The organism is Bergeyella porcorum (assembly GCF_042427575.1).
Classification (GTDB): Bacteria; Bacteroidota; Bacteroidia; order Flavobacteriales; family Weeksellaceae; genus Bergeyella; species Bergeyella porcorum.
On record NZ_JBHMFD010000012.1, the window covers coordinates 87533 to 105404 of the forward strand.

The window sequence follows — 17872 nt, forward strand, 5'->3', positions numbered from 1 at the left end:
TAAAATATTTTTATATCTTTGCTGAACGAAAATTTAACCAAAACATTGTCCGAGCTACAAGGGTCGGATAATTTTTTTTTATCAAATTCAAAAATAAGAAAATATGGCATATGTAACAAAAGAAGGCTTGGATAAAATGATTGCCGAGCTAGAACAATTAGAATCCATCGAAAGACCAAAGGTAACCCAGCAAATCGCTGAAGCAAGAGATAAAGGTGACCTTTCTGAAAATGCAGAGTATGATGCTGCTAAGGAAGCACAAGGTTTATTAGAAATGAAAATTTCTAAACTGAAAGACCTTATTGCAACCTCAAAAGTGATTGATGAAAGTCAGCTGGATACTTCTAAAGTGTCTATCCTTACCACGGTAAAACTTCTGAATAATGCAACCAAAAAAGAGCAAATATTTACTTTGGTGCCAGATAATGAAAGTGATTTGAAATTGGGTAAAATATCCGTAAATACCCCCATCGCTAAAGGTCTTTTAGGAAAAGCAGTGGGCGAAACGGCAGAGATTACTTTGCCTAATGGTAACCAGCTTTCGTTTGAAGTTTTAGAAATTACACTTTAATTTTGCTATCAATCAAATTCAGTGTTGAGTTTTCAGTGCTGAGTTTTGAGTTTTCACCATCAACCGACAACCGACAACCATCAATTAATTTTCAGTTTTGAGTGCTGGGTTTTAAGTTTTTAAAGAAAGAGAAAAGACCATCAGCCAACTTAACAAGTTTTGAGTGCTGAGTTTTGAGTGTTGAGTTTTCACCATCAACCGACAACCAACAACTAACAACCAATTTAAAGTTTTGAGTTAGTTTACAATTAACAATTGATAATTTACAATTAACCATTAATAAACGACTAACAACCAACTGTATGACAATATTTTCCAAAATAGTAAACGGCGAAATCCCTGCGTATAAAATAGCGGAAGATGAGCATCATTTAGCGTTTTTAGATATCTTACCCTTAGCAAAAGGGCATACTCTTGTGATTCCTAAAAAGGAAGTGGATTTAATTTTTGACCTTGATAGTGAGGAGTTTAAAAATCTTTGGGCATTTGCACAGCAGGTTGGCAAGAAAATTGGTAATGCTATTCCCTGCAAAAGAGTAGGCGTAGCAGTAGTGGGGCTAGAAGTGCCACACGCTCACATTCATTTGGTTCCATTGAACGGTATTGAAGATTTGAATTTTCAAAATGAAAGACTAAAGTTCACGGAAGAGGAATATAAAGAGGTGCAACAAGCGATTATCAATGCAGAATAATTTATTGAAATCTTCCAAAACCTATAATCTGAAATTTATAACTAATATAATAAATTAATAATGAACCCAAACCAATGTTCATTTTGTGGAAGGCATAAAAATGAAGTTCAGATGCTTGTGTCTGGGCAGAATGGTTATATCTGTGAAAATTGCATAGAGCAAGCTCATAGCATCGTAAAAGAGAATGTGAAGCCAGTGCGTGCCAAGTCTGCTGTTGATTTATCAGAACTCAAAAAGCCCAAAGAAATCAAAGCATTTTTGGATGAGTATGTGATAGGACAAGACCAAGCTAAAAAGCAATTGTCTATAGCGGTGTACAATCATTATAAAAGATTGCTCCACGCCGAAGATGAAAACCGAGAGGTGGAAATAGAGAAGTCTAATATCATTATGATAGGGGAGACGGGAACGGGGAAAACACTTTTAGCAAAAACCATAGCCCGAGAACTGAATGTGCCGTTTTGTATTGTAGATGCTACCATTCTTACAGAAGCGGGCTATGTAGGGGAAGATGTAGAAAGTATCCTTTCAAGATTGCTGATGGTGGCAGATTATGATGTAGAAAAAGCAGAAAAAGGGATTGTCTTCATCGATGAAATAGATAAGATTGCTAGAAAATCTGATAACCCGAGCATTACCAGAGATGTTTCTGGTGAGGGCGTTCAGCAAGGGTTGCTCAAATTATTGGAAGGCAGTATCGTGAATGTGCCGCCGCAAGGAGGAAGAAAGCATCCAGACCAGAAGTATATTCAGGTGAATACGCAGAATATCTTGTTTATTGCAGGGGGTGCGTTTGATGGGATGAGAGAAATTATCGAAAGAAGACTCAATAAACAAGCCATCGGTTTTAGTGCGGAAAAAACCAATAAAGTAGATGAGGAAGAAGATTTGCTAAGTCAAATCAATGCGATAGATTTAAGAAAATTTGGATTAATTCCAGAATTATTGGGGCGTTTTCCTATCATTACCCACTTGGATAAGCTTACCAAAGAAACAATGGTGCGGATAATGAAAGAGCCTAAGAACTCTATTGTTAATCAGTTTATAGAACTGTTCAAGATGGATGGGGTAGAATTGGTATTCACAGATGAGGCAATTGAAAAAATTGTAGAAGAAACCATAGAGAAAGGATTAGGGGCGAGAGGTCTAAGAGGGACTACAGAAAAGGTTTTAGAAGATTATATGTTTTCTGTGGGAGAGGAAAATAAAATTGTTTTAACTGAAAAAAATATAAAATTTCAAAAATAATTTTCAGATAAAAAAAAATAGTAGTACCTTTGCAGGGATAAACTTTATTTTTTTACTGATTAAAAAACACGAAAATATAATAGAATGAAAAGAAATCTATTAAGTATCGGATTATTATCCTTAGGGCTCTCCTCATTGAGTGCTCAAGCAGTGGATTTGACCTATATGGCGGATAATTCCTCCATGATGATTACGGGGAAAGCTTTGATTTATAGCGGGGGCAATTTTATCTTAAACTCTGATAATGAGCGTACCGTTAGTAATAAAGGTAAAGTGGTAATTTCTGGAGATTATAAGAAAGGTGCTTTAGCAACGGCTGCCTCTGATGGTAATGAGTTCGTAAATATTTGGACTAGTGAAAATGATTACGGACAAGTGAAAATTTTGCGTACGGCAGGGCAAACTAATGCATTGATGACAATGGAGAAGTTACCAGCTGGTTCAAACTATTTTGGTACTACATTCCCTATCAGTTTTCCGTTTAAGGATAAGGTAGAGAATGTGATGAGAGCATTTGGTTTAGCTACAAGTGCATTTAGAGGCGAATGTGGCTTAGATGTTCGTTGTACCAATAGGTATGCTATGACACTTTTTAAGTGGAATAATGATAAAATTCATAACGATGCTGTTGTTACAGGAACAGATTTTAAAGCGGGAGATTACTATCTTCTAAATCTTATTCCTACAACTTTACAAACGACTGCAGCCAAAGTTAGTTATAAAGGGACTCCTTCACCTGGGGTATATAGTGCAACAGGGAAGTCTGTTATTCCATCAAAAACAGAAACTGAATTTAGTGGTTTAGGATATAATGATTGGAAAGACATCATAAATCCCTATAATGAGAGATATCGTTCTTATATGGGGAATTTTAGTTCTACCAATAAATATACTGGAAAGAATGTTTATAGATTCGGAAATCCATATACTTCCAATTTGGATTTGAGAGCAGTAGATGGGGCTAATGCTTGGTTGAAAGTTACAAATGGTGGAGTGGAAAGAACTCTTAAACAGGCTACGGATGGGTTATTGATAAAGGATTTTTATATTACAAAAAGAACATCTGCGTATAAAACGCTATGGAATCCTTCTGAGGGGGCTTCTAACTCTAGTGCGGACTATTATTCAGCTAAGTATGATGGGACTAATTGGGTGGGGAATCCAGAAGCACTTACTATACGACCTACCGAAACATTTAATTTGAATTTTCCTCTTATTAATCCTACAGGTTTAGGTTCTAGAATTGTAGGTGTTAAAGTGGATTTTAACGATGCCCATAAGACTTTTGAGTATCCTTCAGTTGGTACTGCGAGTACAGTTACACCTCCTATTACTGCTAGAATGTCTGCCTTGGCGTCAGCTCAAACAAAATCACTTGGAAGTTCTATTGCGCAGTCTAATATTAATGGGTTTTATCAATTGGAAGTTTTCTTACTTAGTGGAAATACTTTTGAAGCAGCACCTGTTTATTTGGTTGGTACTAATTATAACACTGAGAGCTCTACGCCATCTCAATCTTCTAATAAAATTTTCTTATATGGGATAAAAGATGAGGCAGCAGTAGAAAACAGTAAGAAATTATTTAGTGAATTTAATTCAGATACTTATATAGGAAAGCCTCTTCCAGTTGGATTTAATAATTTAACGGTAGGCACTGAATATGAGCTTAGATTCAATCAGTACGAAAGAGACATATTTACAAATGTTAAAGAGTTGTCAAGTGGAGAGTTTCTTATAAAGGATAATACTACTGGTGATGTTACAAGAATCAATGCTACTACAACATTTAAGTTCATTGCAGATACACCAGATCTGAAAGGAAGATTTGATTTCTATTGGAAGGAAGCTTCTACAGATGGCTCTGGAGGAACATTGGCTACATTGGATAACGCTCGTACTAGTGGGGAGACTGTTATATATCAAGATGCGGATGTTAAAAAAGTTAAATTTGAAAGAGAAGTTACAACAGCTGATGTACAGATATTTGATTTGAGTGGTAAGCTTGTTTTTGAAGCTAAGAAGCAGGATACAAATGTAGACTATGCTTTACCTTCATTAGTGAAGTCAGTCTATGTAGTTAATGTTGTTTATTCAAATGGCGTGGTAAGATCATTAAAAGTAGTTTATTAATAATTTTAAGATAATGATGAAAAATATATTTAGATACTTATTTCTTTTAGTATTTTTACTACTTGGAAATGTTGTTAGTGCTCAGTTTGAGGGACCAGATGAAGGAACTAATCCACCTCCACCAGAGTCAGTTGGTAGTCAAGCTACTCCAATCGATATGTACGAAGGCTTATTGTTAGTAGTAGCTGTAATGTTTATTGTAGGAATATACTATTACAATAAGAGAAGAAAATTAGCATAAAAAATGTTAATATACTCATAAAACTCACTAAGAAATTAGTGAGTTTTTGTATTTTTACACTATGAAAAAGTTTTTAGTAGTATTGTTGGGTACGGTATTTTCAGGTGCCCAAGCACAGTTTAATATTTCTGTGGAATCATCGGATAGTTTTTCTCCGAAGGAAGTATATCTTTATACACTTAGTGGTTCTAAAGATGTCTTAATATCTAAAGTGGAAAAGAATAAAAATCAATGGAGTTTCAAGTATCCTAAGAGTTATATAGGAATGATGAAGGCTTATTTTCCAGAGAATAATTATACCTTAAATTTTGTATCCGAAAATAAGGATATTAGGCTAAATCTTCTAGCGGAGGGTAATAAGGTAACGGAAGTAGCTTATGGGGATGAAGCCAATGCCTTGATGAATAAAGTACAAGATGTACAATCCAAAAGAGAAAATCTATTGCCTGTTTTCTATCAGATTAAAAATTTCTATCGCCCTTCATCGGAGTTTTATAAAGCTTTGGATAAAGAAATAGAGGTCTTAGCAACTTCTAATTTGGATACGGCAAAATATCCATTTATAGATTTTTATAATAAAGCGTATCAGAAGTTTTTGGTAGAAGATCCGAAGAGAAAGGTAACACAGGAGGAAGTGATTGGCTTTTTCTCCAATACTTCAGAATATTTAGAAACTTCTGGCTTAATGAGACCTATACTAATAGATTTCTTAAAACAGACAGAACCGAGTGCATTAGAAACTTCAATTGACCAATTATTAACAGCGGTTAACTTAGAGTCGTCTCGTGGGCAGACGGTACTCTCCGAGCTTATAGAGATTTTTGATATGTACTCTATGGAAAGCCTTAAAAACAAGTACTTAGCAAAAGCACAAGGCTTAACCTGTACCATCAATGATAGGTTATCGGGGACTATTGAGCAAAATAGAAAAACAGCAGTAGGGGCAATTTTTGAAAATTATAAGTTTGAAAACCCCACTAATACAAAAGCAAAGTCCATTTACGATATTAAAACGGATAAAAAAGTAGTGGTATTTTGGTCTTCCACTTGTTCTCATTGCGAGACAGAATTGCCGAAATTTATTCCACACTACAAAGATATGAAGTCTAAAAATATAGAAATTATAGGTTTCTCTTTGGATAGTAATAAAGAATTTTATGAAGCGAAAGCTAAGATGTATCCTTGGATAAATGCTTCAGAACTAAAGGGTTGGTATAGTCCAGTGGCTGAAAAATACAATGTAAGAGCCACACCGAGTTATTTTATTTTGGACAAGGACAATAAAATTTTAGCAAAGCCCAATCGTTTATCAGAAGTTTTAGATTATTTGGGGATAAAATAATTTGGTGGAGTGGAAAATAGTTTATATATTTGCACCACTCAAATGGCGAGGTAGCTCAGATGGTTAGAGCGCAGGATTCATAACCCTGAGGTCACGGGTTCAATTCCCGTCTTCGCTACAACCTTTGAAATTAGGCACTTTTTATGAGTGCCTTTTTTTATGTCCTTTTTTATCGTAAATGCACTATTAGTGGGGTTTTAGAGGGGTGAGGGGGGAATTTTATTAAATACTATTATGTTGCAAGTTGGTAGCACAATGGTGGCACAAATTTTAAAATTATTTTACCTTTGTGATGTTCATATATTCAAAGTTTAATAATGAAGCTATTCTTTTTTTAGAGGCTTAAAAGTTGTTGAAAATATAAGAGTACACCTCATTTAATGCTATTAAAATGATTGATTTTGCAGAGGAGCAAATGAATTACGAACCTAATCATAAAAATTATAGAATGAATTACGATATATTAACCCAACTAAAAGACCAACTAACCCGATATAAGGCAAACCATAGCGAAAAAATAAATAAAGCCTTAGAGGTAACCTATACCTATGAAAGTAATAGGATAGAGGGAAACACTCTAACATTACAGGAAACGGCGTTAATCATAGAAAAAGGTTTAACCATAGGCGGAAAATCCTTAAACGAGCATTTAGAAGCCATAAACCACGCCCAAGCCATTGATTATATCAAAGACTTAGCAAAGGCAAAAACCACTATTTCCGAAAGGGATATTTTGCAAATACACGCCTTAATCTTACAGGGGATAGATAGGCAAAATGCAGGGGGTTATAGAAGTGTACAAGTGTTAATTTCGGGGGCAGAGCATATACCGCCACCGCCTTATAAAGTCGCGGAAGAAATGGAAAAACTAATGCAATGGTATAAGGCTAATAGGGAAACTCTACACCCCGTAGAACTTTCCGCAGAAATGCACGAGCGATTAGTAAGCATACACCCGTTTACAGATGGTAACGGGCGTACCTCACGCCTATTAATGAATTTAATCTTATTACAAGGCGGTTATCCTATTGCGATACTGAAAGGCGACACGGAAAGCCGTTTGCAGTATTATAACGCCTTAGAAGAAGCCCAAGTACGCAACAATAAACAGCCTTTTAAATCTTTGATATACGAAAGTGTAAAAAACGGATTAAATAGGCTTTTGGATATAGTGAAATAAAGTTTATTTATAATCAAATATAGAAGTACCTTTGTATTAATTTTTTGCGGAGTCTAAAGGGAATTGTCTTGATGATTTTGAAAAAAGAAGTGTATAAAAATTTACAGCATTACATTCGAAAGTATTTGATTTCTAAATGTTTTGTGCAAAATGGCAGGAATTGTTTTTTGGGGAAAGGACAAAAAAAGGCCGAAATTAATCGGTCATTTATTTTTTTCTTATATAAATAAGGCAGGCAATAATTATAACCCATATCCAAGTAGGTATGCCTATGTCTTTAAATATCGTGTTATTAATGATATAAACTGGAAGAGCTACAAATATTATAAACAATACTATTTCAATTAAAAATTCAAACCAATTTTTCATCTCGTAAACTCTTTTAGGTTAAACAATAATTCTTCGCCAAAAGCATCGGCACGGAGTTGCTCTATGACAATATCTATAAATGGTTTGGCGTTCATCTTGAAATAATGTGTAGCATTTATCTAATGCTCGATAAAAGTGAGGGATAACTCACAAGCCCAAAGTTAGGAAATTTTTCAAAAAACAAAGGGAAATATCTTCTTAGCTTTTTGTATCTTGCTTACGATATCTTTCCCCATTTATTTTTTCCTCGGTACTGTTTTTGATAGTAAAGTTTCGTGCTTTGATGTTCAGAATGTGTAAGATGAGCATCGTTTTGTAAGATTTTTTCTACGGTATTTTTAGCTACTTTGATGATGTCACCATCTTCTACCAAATCTAATCGTTTGAAATCTACTACGCCACTCTGCTGGGTTCCCAAGATATCTCCAGGGCCCCGCAGTTGCATATCTACTTCCGAAATTTTAAAACCATCATTGGTTTCGCACATTGTTTTGATGCGTTTTCTACTCTCGTTACTCAGCTTATCAGAAGTCATTAGGATGCAGTAGCTTTGCTCTGCTCCCCGCCCTACACGCCCCCGAAGCTGGTGCAGTTGGGAAAGTCCAAAACGCTCCGCACTTTCTATCACCATTACAGAGGCATTGGGGACATTAACGCCCACTTCTATTACTGTTGTGGCTACCATTATTTGAGCCTTCCCAGATGCGAAATACTGCATCGCAGCATCTTTATCCGCTGGTGGCATTTTCCCGTGCAATACCGCAACTTGATAATCGCTAAAGTGCTGTACAAGATGTTCAAAACCATCCATCAGATTTTTATAATCCAAAGTTTCACTTTCCTCAATGAGGGGATAGACAAAATAGACTTGCCTGCCTTTTCTGAGCTCATCTCTACAAAATTGATAAACCGATGTGCGGTCTTTTTCTCTTCTGTGTGCAGTGATAATGGGTTTTCTTCCTACGGGTAGCTCATCTATTATGGAAACCTCCAAATCCGAATAAAAACTCATTGCCAAGGTTCTGGGAATCGGCGTAGCCGTCATAATCAAGATATGGGGCGGAATGGTGTTCTTTGCCCAAAGCTTTGCCCTCTGTGCTACTCCAAAGCGGTGTTGTTCATCAATAATAGCAAGGCCTAAATTTTTGAAGATTACCGCATCTTCCAGCACGGCGTGGGTACCTACCAGAATAGACAAAGAGCCATCTTGCAACGCTTCGTGGATAAGCTTTCGCTCTTTACTTTTGGTAGAACCCGTCAGTAGTTTGATTTGAATATCGGTGTTTTCTAGGAGTTTTGCAATACCGTTATAATGCTGCTGAGCCAAAATCTCCGTAGGTGCCATTAAGCAACTTTGGAAGCCATTGTCCATTGCTAAAAGCATAGATAGTAGGGCTACCATTGTCTTCCCAGAGCCTACATCCCCTTGCAATAGGCGATTCATCTGGATGGGGCGTTTCATATCCGTGCGGATTTCCTTTAAAACCCGCTTCTGTGCGTTGGTTAATTCAAACGGAAGATGATGATTGTAAAACTGATTGAAATAATCTCCCACCACAGGAAAAGGATTGCCAATGGCGTGGCTACGATGGTGCTGTTTCTTTAAAGCATAGCCCAATTGAAAAAAAAAAGCTTCTTCAAATTTTAAGCGGCGATTTGCAGCGTTGAGATAATGCGTATTTTGAGGGAAATGAATGTTGAGAAAAGCCTCTATTCTTCCCATTAGTTTCAATGCTTTTATCAGATATACAGGAAGATTTTCTTGTATCAACTGGGGAAGTTCCAAGCAAATATTTTTTAAAATATTCTGGAAAAACTTTTGATTCAATCCTCTTTTGGTTAATTTTTCCGAACTAGGGTAGATTGGTCTTAGCCGTGATTCTTTTTCTTTAGTTTCTTCCATCTCTATTTCAGGATGGGGCATAGAAAATTGCTGATTAAACACATTGATTTTTCCAAAAATGAAAACTTCCTTCTGAATGGGAATTTGTTCCTTCATCCATTGCGAATATTGGAACCAGACCAGGTCTATTGTCCCCGTTTCATCTTGAAATTTGGCGGTGAGCCGTTTATTTCTACCCGTTCCTACTTCTTTTAGCTGAGAAATGGTTCCTTTCAGTTGGATATCTGGAAGGTTATCAGATAAATCTTTAATTTGATAGACTTTACTTTTGTCCAAATAGCGGATAGGATAGAAGTTGAGAAAATCTTCTACCGTAGCGATTCCCAAAACATTTTTAATGATTTTTGCCCGTTCGGAACCGATGCCTTTGAGGTATTCTATGGAGGTTTCTAAAGTCAAGAAGTGAAAAAATTAAAGCACAAATTTCGTTGAATTTCTTTAAAAAATCAAACTTTTTTCTATGTTGAGTAGCGTTTAATCTTTGATTTTAGACTTGAATTTTTTCTGATAATTGTCCCAGTCTTTTCTGGTGGTGATTTTTTTGTAATCGTTATGGATAAAAAAAGGAAGATAAGGCTCCAGTTCTTTTGCGGTGAGCATTCCTTGTAAAATGGTGATGGGTGTACTGTTTTCATCTAGAAAAACAAGGCTGGGGGTGGCGTTTATATTCATAAACTTGGCAAAATCGTGCAGGTGATTTTTTTTCTCTGCCGAAGTATTGGTAAAGGTTTTGCCATAGAGGTTGACTTTTTGCTGACTTTCGGTGTCAAATTTTACAGCGTAATAATGCGTATTGAGATACTGTGCAATTTCAGGATGGCTGAAAGTGTTGTTTTCCATTGTCTTGCAGGCTTGGCACCATTGGGTAACAAAGTTGATGAGGATTTTTTTAGGTTGTGTTTTCTGGGCTTCTAAGGCTTGTTCCATAGTCATCCACTTCACTTGTCCGAAAGCGAAGTAGGGAAAACAAAACAGAAAGATAATCCAATATTTCATAATCCAAGAACGCATTTGGGAAGCATCAAAATCTAAGCCAAAGACATAAATCTAAGTCTCAAAAATAAAAAGAGACAGATTCCTTATGAAACCTGCCTCTCTTTTTTAATATGAAATACAAATAAAATGTTTGATTACTTAATACCGTGCATCATCTTACTGATTTGCTTACTTAGAAGTAACAGAAGGACACCGCAGACAATTACAAATCCAGAGATGTAAGTGAATACTTGCCCAGCTCCCATCTTTTCTACATAAGCTGCAATGTATCCTCCTAAGAAGTTGGCTACCGAAGAGGATAATAGCCACACCGCCATTAGCAATGATGCTAATCTTACTGGTGCTAATTTGGTTACTACCGAAAGTCCTACAGGAGACAAGCAAAGTTCTCCGATGGTATGCGTAAAGTATGTCATTACCAGCCACCATAGACTAGCCTTAATGGTAGGGTCTGCAATATCTCCACCTCGTTCTGAAACTGCTCCTAGCATAAACCAGAATCCTATCCCAAGGATAATCATCCCCAATCCCATTTTCACAGGGGTGGTAAGTTTTTTTCCTAATGGAGAACTCCAAAACATTGCAAATAATGGAGCTAAAACTACAATAAAGAAAGGGTTTACAGATTGAAATAGCGAAGCAGGAATGGTGTAATTCCCTACAAATGGAAGTGTAACATTTCTATCGATAAAGTTGTCGGTATAAAGAGCGATAGAAGAACCCGCCTGTTCAAACCCTGCCCAGAAAAATACAGAAAATAAGAACAAAATGAAAATAACGCTGATTCTCTGCTTTTCAACAGTTTTTACATTCTCACCACCAGTTTCTACCGTTTCTTGTACTACGGTAATTTCATCTTCTACATTAAGAACTTTTTTAGGTTTTTTGCCAATGTCTCCCAAATATTTTTGTGCCAAACTATTGAATAAAATCTGTCCTAAAAGCATTCCTATACCAGCTGCTAAGAAACCATACTTGTAGCCATAAGTCATTATTTCACCAGAAGCATCTTTCTGTGCAAAAATATCTTCTGTTAAGATTCCAATAACGATTGGTGCCAAAAGAGCTCCAAGGTTAATCCCCATATAGAAAATAGAAAATGCGGCATCTCGTCTATCGTCACCATCTTCGTATAGATTCCCTACTAGGGTGGAAATATTAGGTTTGAAAAATCCGTTCCCGATGATGAGAAGGAATAATCCCAGATACAATCCCGTATGTGTATTGAGGGCGAATAGAGTAAATTGTCCTAGCATCATTGTAATCCCTCCAATGGTAATGGCTAATCTCTGTCCTAGAAATTTATCCGAAAGCCAGCCTCCAATTAATGGCGTAAAATATACAAAACCAGCAAAGTATCCGAAGATTAAACTCGCTTTTTCTGGGTCTATTGCAAGTCCTCCTTGTAGATAGGTTTTAGTGAGATAATAAATTAAGATTGCACGCATACCATAGTAGGAAAATCTTTCCCACATTTCGGTGAAAAATAAAAGGTAGAGTCCCTTTGGGTGTCCTTTTTTTTCGATTACTATACTCATAGTGATTGTTAATTTTCGTTAATACTTAGCAAATTTAGTTTTTTTTCAGAATTGAGCAAGATTTTTTTTATGAAAATATCGTTCTGAATTGAGGTGTATGCTATTTTACAGAAATTCTTCCCTCCAATTTTGGGTGTAGGTCGCGATGTTTTTTCAGATACCAAATCAAAGGTTCAGCATAGGGTATCATCTGGCGATTGCTTATTTTTTCAGGTGAAACAGAGGTGTATTCACCTCCGCCTTGGATGATGTAAGAAGGCATAGCGATGGAGTATTTCTTTTGAGAATCAATCGGTTTTCCATTTACCCATACTTCCTCCAATATAGCAGATTTTGAATCAGAAAGTTTTATCAATCGGTACGAAAGTCCCGAAACTTGAACGAATTCTCCACCCAAGTTGGTATAATTTTTAAGCCCCGTCTGTATTAGTTCTTTTATTTCTTCCCCAGAAAGCTCTATAACACCAACTTGATTGTCAAAAGGTAAAATAGAATATATTTCTTTAAGAGTAACCGTTTTCTTCAGCCGTTCGGCTCGTATGCCTCCAGCATTCATCATTGCAAAATCGGTTTTGAAGAAAGATAGATAAGCATCAGTGATTAGATTTCCAATAACAGATTCGGTTTGTAGATGAGTGCCACGGTCTAGGTCATAAGGAAGCGTAGAGATGTTTTCAGCTAAGGTTTGCTCCATTTGATGTTGGTAATCATTGGCTATTTTTTCTAACTCAGGGTTTTGAGGAATACTTTCATCTAAGTAGTGAATTTTAATAGCAGATGAAATATTGCCATCTTTTTCTTTCTGCACTTGAATTTCTACCACAGACCCCATATTGCCAATAGGAGAGATGATGTATTGATTTCTAATGTGTTCCACTCTTGTAATTTGCTCTGAGGTTTCTTCTGTAAGGGCAAGTTTTATTATAGGAAATGTTTCCAAAAGTTTTAGATTGTCCTTTAAAGGCATTTGGGTAACTGCAATGATATAATCTGGGTTTTCCATATTCAGTAGCGTGATAGCTTCTTTTGCAGCGATTAGATAATCTTTTTCTGCCAAATCTTCACCAGGGAGTGAGGTGTTCACCTTATCTGTTAATCCTATGAGGCCTATTTTAATACCATTGATATTTTGAACTTTATACTTGGGTAAGTTGAAAATAGGTTGCCCATTGCGGTGTGTGATATTGGAAGTAATCCAATCAAACTGTGATTTTTCCATTAGACTATGGGCATTTTTTACTCCGAAATCAAATTCGTGCTGACCAAAATTAGCGATGTCTATTGGAATCTTATTGAAAGCCTCTACCATTGGAAAACCTTTGTACATTTTGCCAAAGAGCGTACCTCCTGCAAGGTCGCCTCCAAAAATAGTGAGGGTGGGGTGATGTTTTTTTACCTCATCTACTAGGGTTTTTAGCCTTGCCACTCCTCCTTTGGTATGGTTTTGAAAAGAGACGGGCATTATCTCGTGGGCATCATTGAAATATAAAATGGAAACCGCCTGAGCCCTAATGTTTCCAAAAGTAAAGACCCAAGCGGTTAGCATTAAAAGTTTTAATAAATTCACTTTAAAACTGTTTAGAAATGTTATTTTATTTCACACCTTTTTCTTTCAAGGCTCTATTAAGGCTCTTCAAGATGGAAAGCCCAATGAGGGTAGCCAGTAATAGTAAACCGAAATTAACTAAGAAGAAATTGGCTTTATCATCGTAGCTGTACCACATACTTGCCAATACGCCCGAAAGTTTGTTGCCAATGGCAGTGGAAAGGAAGAAGCCTCCCATCATCAGGGCGGTAATCCTTGGTGGTGAAAGTTTGGATACCAATGAAAGTCCCATTGGAGAAAGGCAAAGCTCTCCCACAGTAATTACACCATACGCCCCTACAAGCCAAAGGGCAGAAACCTTTGTAGCACCATTGTCTCCTGCATATACCGCCCCTACCATTACCAAGCAACTCAATGCTGAGATGAATAATCCCAATACAATTTTAGCTGGTGTAGTAGGTTCTTTTCCTTTTTTGCGAAGCATCATAAAGAAGCCCACTACTACTGGTGTAAGTAGAATTACCCAAAATGGATTGATGGATTGGAACAACTCCGTATTGTAGAGGAATACTTTTTTCTCAGGATTTTTTTCCAATTCAGCTCTTTGTTCAGTATTGATGTTTCGGAAGTAGATGTCTTTTCCTTGTTCTTTCACGGCTTCACCGTTTTTCTTTACGGCTTGGTATTGCTCATCATATACTGGAACTTCGGTGGTTTTATAATCTTTGGCTTCCACTAGGTAGATACTCTCCAATGGTTTTTCTACTGCAGCAGGTACGCTTCTATCGGTATAGTTTTTTGCCCAGCGGGTAAGTGCAGTACCATTTTGCTTGAATACCGCCCAGAACATTAAGCTCACAGCAAAGATGGCTAATAAAGCTCCGATAGGTTTTTTGTCCTCGCTATTGGCACGAAGGTAAAGCGATACATAAAAGAAGATTACAGGGATACACGCAAAGATGAAAGCATCGGTAGAGTCTGAACCGAAGATGTTGCCAGGAATTACCCAGCCTAATCCTCCTGCAACAATGGCAGGTAAGAATACTTTTACTAAAATAGAACCAATGGTGGTATCGCCCTCCTGAGATGGCTTCAATACATTGGCGTGGAGAATGTGTTTTCTTCCCAATGAGAAAATAATGAGTCCGATGAACATCCCAACACCCGCTGTGATGAATGCCTCGCCCCAGCCGAATTTATTACGCATAAAGGCAGCAATGATGTTGCACGCAAAGGCTCCGATATTGATTCCCATATAGAAGATATTGTATCCCGCATCTTTGTTGTCTTTGTATTGGTCTTCAGAATAGAGGTTACCCAGCAGGGTAGAGATACTTGGCTTAAAGAAGCCGTTACCTACAATAATGGCTCCTAGCGATGCGTAGAACAATGGCATTTCCTTAAAAACACCTAGGCCGATATAGCCTAGCCCCATCAGTGCTCCTCCGATGTAGATGGCCTTCACATAGCCTAAGATTTTATCGGCTAAGAATCCGCCGAGGAAAGGCGTAAGATAGGTGAGTGCGATAAAGGTACCGAAGATATCATCGGCGTTTTTATCATCTATAGCAAGTCCCCCTGTTTCGGTAGGGTCTATCATATAGAGTACGAAGATACCGAGGATAAGGTAATAACCAAACCTTTCCCACATTTCGGTAAAGAATAAGTAGGGCAAGCCCTTTGGATGTTTAGATTTCATTTTTATATAAAATTTTAAGTTTTTAATTTTTTTGAAGAAAGAGGAAAGAGAAAAGAACAAAGACTTCTTAACCGTATAACCTTCTAACTTCCTAGCTATTCTAAGTTTTGAGTTGGTTTGCCATCAACTGTCAACCGACAACCAACAACTATCAACCATTATTAAAGATTCTCCTTGATAAAATCTGTCATCATCTGGTAGAGGTGTTGTCTGGTATTGCCTCCGTAGATGCCGTGGTTTTTATCTGGATAGGTCATAAACTGGAATTGCTTTTTGTTTTGTATCAAAGATTCTGCAAACTCTACGGCATTCTGATAATGGACATTGTCATCTGCGGTACCGTGTATCATTAGGAACTTCCCTTTCATCAGTTTGGCGTGGGTGGTAGGGGAGTTGTCATCATAGCCACTTGGGTTTTCTTGCGGTGTACGCATAAACCTTTCGGTATAGACGGTGTCGTAGTAACGCCAGTTGGTAACGGGAGCTACGGCGATGCCCAGTTTAAAGACATCGGCACCTTTGGTAAGGGCAAGGCTTGCCATATAGCCACCGAAGCTCCACCCGAAAATCCCGATTCTGTCCTTATCGATGTAAGACTGCTTGCCCAGCCATTTGGCGGCGGCTATCTGGTCTTCTATCTCATATTTGCCTAGGTTCATATAGGTAGCTTTTTTGTATTTTGTACCTTTGCCGCCCGTGCCACGCCCATCTACACAGGCTACAATATAGCCTTGCTGTACGAGGTGATTGAACCAAAGCCCATTGCCTCCGTCCCAAGAGTTGGTCACTTGCTGGGAGCCAGGGCCCGAGTATTGGAACATAAAGAGGGGATATTTTTTGTTTGGGTCAAAGTTTTTAGGCTTCAAAATCCAAGCGTTCATCTGGTCGCCTGCTTCGTTGGGAATGGTGAAGTATTCTTTGGCAATCCATTGGTCTGCTTTTAGTTTAGAGAGCATCTCTTGGTTGTTTTGGAGTTCCTTCACGGTTTTTCCCTGCTGGTCTTTCAGGGTAAAGGTATAAGGTTTCTCTGCTGAGGAGCTGGTTTCTATAAAGTAGTGGAAATTCTTGCTAAAATTAGCCGAATTGTTCCCTTCTTTATCGGAAATAATGGTGCTTTTCCCGTTAGAAAGATTTACTTTCGCTACTACTTTATTGATGCTTCCTGTTTGGTTGGTCTGGATGAAGATTTCGTTGGTCTTTGGGTTGTATCCATAGTAGTCTGTTACCTCCCAATTTCCTTTGGTGATTTGTTTTTTCAGTTTTCCATTGCCATCGTAGAGGTATAGGTGTCTATTGCCATCCCTCTCGCTGCTCCAGATGAATGAATTATCGGCAAGGAACTCCATTGTGATATGGTCTGTTTCTATCCATTTTTCATCTGTTTCTGTGAAAAGTTTGGTAACTTTTCCAGTTTTGGTATTTACCTTTAAAACATCGGAAGCATTTTGGGTGCGTTCTGAAGTGATGAGGATGATTTCATCATTTTTTGCTGTTTGAATCGCATTAGGGATGTAATATTTCTTGAAATTGCCCAAGTCTAAAGCCTGAACCTCTGAATTTCCCAATTGGTATAGGTGTGCGGAGACTACGGAGTTGGGCTCGCCTGCTTTAGGATATTTGAAGCGGAAGTCTTGAGGGTAGAGTTGCCCTTGGTACATTGGCATATTCATTTCTGGGACTTGGCTTTCGTCTGATTTTATGAAGACAATGGCATTGGAGTTCTTAGTCCATTCGTATAATCTGGCGTGTCCAAATTCTTCTTCATATACCCAATCGGCAAGTCCATTGAGGATGTGGTTTTTCTTACCATCGTAGGTGATTTGCGTTATTTTTTCTGTTTCTAAGTCTTGATAGAAAAGATTATTATCTGCAATGAATGCTACTTTGGTGGCGTCTGGTGAAAAACGAGGCTCTTGCACGGCGTTGCCATTGTTTAGGGCAATGGTTTTACCTGTTGCGAGGTCTTTTACATCAAATTTTCCAAGGAAAGAATGTCTGTAAATCGGCTGGCTTTCTTTCAGTAGAAGGATTTTGCTTTCGTTATTAGAAAATTCGTAAGATTGGTATTTTCCTTCTACAATGTAGCCTTCTTTTTGTGTGGTTTTGTAGGAATATTTAGCGATGCCTTGAGGTTCTATCACGGCGTAGTTTTCTCCGTTTTTGAGGGAGGCAATACCTGCAATGCCTTTGCCACGGTAGTAACCAGAATAGATTTTGTCTAACGAGATGTCTTGTGCAAAATTGGTAACATATACTGCACAAGCTATGGTAAGAAGTATTTTTTTCATAACGCTATAAAACTGAAAGCCCAAATATATTAAATTTTCTTAAAATAAAAAGAAGCCACTTGCTGTAAGGGCTTCTTTTTAATGGTTAATTATCAATTGTTAATTGTAAATTGTTATTTCATATTGGGT

At 37.4% G+C, this 17872-nt stretch carries 13 protein-coding genes and 1 tRNA gene; 8 read left to right on the forward strand and 6 right to left on the reverse strand.

Annotated elements, in window-relative coordinates; all coding sequences use genetic code 11:
- The first annotated feature begins 103 nt into the window (after window positions 1-103).
- The 8 genes from greA (at window position 104) to ACFFUE_RS06985 (ending at window position 7404) form a co-directional block, all read left to right on the forward strand.
- On the forward strand, window positions 104-571 hold the full coding sequence (gene greA / locus ACFFUE_RS06950; RefSeq protein ID WP_376833886.1) for a transcription elongation factor GreA: 468 nt from the start codon (window positions 104-106) through the stop codon (window positions 569-571).
- 302 nt (window positions 572-873) lie between these two features.
- Window positions 874-1263: an HIT family protein gene (locus tag ACFFUE_RS06955; protein ID WP_327985078.1), complete on the forward strand. Its 390-nt coding sequence runs from the start codon at window positions 874-876 to the stop codon at window positions 1261-1263.
- 60 nt (window positions 1264-1323) lie between these two features.
- Entirely contained in the window at window positions 1324-2511 is a 1188-nt protein-coding gene (gene clpX, locus ACFFUE_RS06960; RefSeq protein WP_376833888.1) for an ATP-dependent Clp protease ATP-binding subunit ClpX, read from the forward strand.
- A gap of 84 nt (window positions 2512-2595) precedes the next feature.
- Window positions 2596-4641, forward strand: a complete 2046-nt coding sequence (locus ACFFUE_RS06965) for a T9SS type A sorting domain-containing protein (RefSeq protein ID WP_376833890.1) — start codon at window positions 2596-2598, stop codon at window positions 4639-4641.
- 13 nt (window positions 4642-4654) lie between these two features.
- The gene (locus ACFFUE_RS06970; protein WP_376833892.1) at window positions 4655-4882 is read left to right on the forward strand and encodes an Fjoh_0651 family PID-CTERM protein; all 228 of its coding nucleotides are present in this window, start codon (window positions 4655-4657) and stop codon (window positions 4880-4882) included.
- 61 nt (window positions 4883-4943) lie between these two features.
- Complete coding sequence (locus ACFFUE_RS06975) at window positions 4944-6224, forward strand: peroxiredoxin family protein (RefSeq protein ID WP_376833894.1); 1281 nt, start codon at window positions 4944-4946, stop codon at window positions 6222-6224.
- Between the two features lie 44 nt (window positions 6225-6268).
- Window positions 6269-6342, forward strand: a tRNA-Met gene (locus ACFFUE_RS06980).
- A 273-nt stretch (window positions 6343-6615) separates the two neighbouring features.
- Entirely contained in the window at window positions 6616-7404 is a 789-nt protein-coding gene (locus ACFFUE_RS06985; RefSeq protein WP_376833896.1) for a Fic family protein, read from the forward strand.
- A 586-nt stretch (window positions 7405-7990) separates the two neighbouring features.
- Here ACFFUE_RS06985 and recG read toward each other — a convergent pair.
- The 6 genes from recG to ACFFUE_RS07015 form a co-directional block, all read right to left on the reverse strand.
- Window positions 7991-10075, reverse strand: coding sequence for an ATP-dependent DNA helicase RecG (gene recG / locus ACFFUE_RS06990; protein WP_376833898.1), 2085 nt, complete (start codon window positions 10073-10075; stop codon window positions 7991-7993).
- Between the two features lie 75 nt (window positions 10076-10150).
- Window positions 10151-10672, reverse strand: a complete 522-nt coding sequence (locus ACFFUE_RS06995; protein ID WP_376833900.1) for a thioredoxin family protein — start codon at window positions 10670-10672, stop codon at window positions 10151-10153.
- A 134-nt stretch (window positions 10673-10806) separates the two neighbouring features.
- The gene (locus tag ACFFUE_RS07000; protein ID WP_327985069.1) at window positions 10807-12210 is read right to left on the reverse strand and encodes a peptide MFS transporter; all 1404 of its coding nucleotides are present in this window, start codon (window positions 12208-12210) and stop codon (window positions 10807-10809) included.
- Window positions 12211-12310: 100 nt separating this feature from the next.
- Window positions 12311-13777, reverse strand: coding sequence for a bifunctional metallophosphatase/5'-nucleotidase (locus ACFFUE_RS07005; protein ID WP_376833902.1), 1467 nt, complete (start codon window positions 13775-13777; stop codon window positions 12311-12313).
- A 25-nt stretch (window positions 13778-13802) separates the two neighbouring features.
- Window positions 13803-15455: a peptide MFS transporter gene (locus ACFFUE_RS07010; protein WP_376833904.1), complete on the reverse strand. Its 1653-nt coding sequence runs from the start codon at window positions 15453-15455 to the stop codon at window positions 13803-13805.
- 161 nt (window positions 15456-15616) lie between these two features.
- Window positions 15617-17743: a S9 family peptidase gene (locus ACFFUE_RS07015; protein WP_376833906.1), complete on the reverse strand. Its 2127-nt coding sequence runs from the start codon at window positions 17741-17743 to the stop codon at window positions 15617-15619.
- Between the last annotated feature and the right edge of the window lie 129 nt (window positions 17744-17872).